This window comes from Shinella sumterensis (assembly GCF_004514425.2).
Classification (GTDB): domain Bacteria; phylum Pseudomonadota; class Alphaproteobacteria; order Rhizobiales; family Rhizobiaceae; genus Shinella; species Shinella sumterensis.
In genome coordinates, this window is the sequence record NZ_MYFN02000056.1 from 1 (window position 1) to 537 (window position 537).

1 protein-coding gene and 1 pseudogene are annotated in these 537 nt (G+C 69.6%); both read right to left on the bottom strand.

Annotated features, from left to right (window positions below):
• A partial coding sequence (locus B5M41_RS26800; RefSeq protein ID WP_230640392.1) for a hypothetical protein occupies positions 1 to 295 on the bottom strand: 295 nt, incomplete at its 3' end.
• A pseudogene (locus tag B5M41_RS26805) lies at positions 295 to 537 on the bottom strand (phosphate ABC transporter permease subunit PstC); the annotation flags it as partial. The gene B5M41_RS26800 and the pseudogene B5M41_RS26805, both read right to left, overlap by 1 nt.

The window sequence follows — 537 nt, forward strand, 5'->3', positions numbered from 1 at the left end:
GCAGGGCGAGCACGAACGCGCTCGCGACGAGCGCGGTCATGAGGCGGTCGACCGCGTGGCGGCGGCTCTCGGCGATGCTCGAGAGCACCGTGATCGCGATGAGGTAGATCAGCATGCCGAGCGCGACGGCGCCCGCGATGTTGAAGTCGGCCAGGTCGCCGCCGGCGCTCGCGACCCCGACGATCACGAACGAGATGAACATCGAGAAGGCGAGCAGGCCCCACGGGGCCCAGGCGGGCAGCTTGCCGGCGGTCAGCGACACGGTCGGTCGCGCGGGGGCGGCGATGGTGGCCATCAGTTCGCTCCAGAGAACTCGGCGCGGCGGGCGACGATCCAGCGCGCCACGAAGTTGACCGCGAAGGTCACGATGAACAGGATCAGACCGGTCGCGATCAGGGTGTTGACGCCCTCGTCGTGCGCCTCGGGGAACGACAGCGCGATGTTCGCGGGGATCGGGGTCGGGTTGGTCGAGGTCAGCAGCTCGAACGGCACGACGCCCGAGACCGACAGCACCATGGTCACCGCCATGGTCTCGCC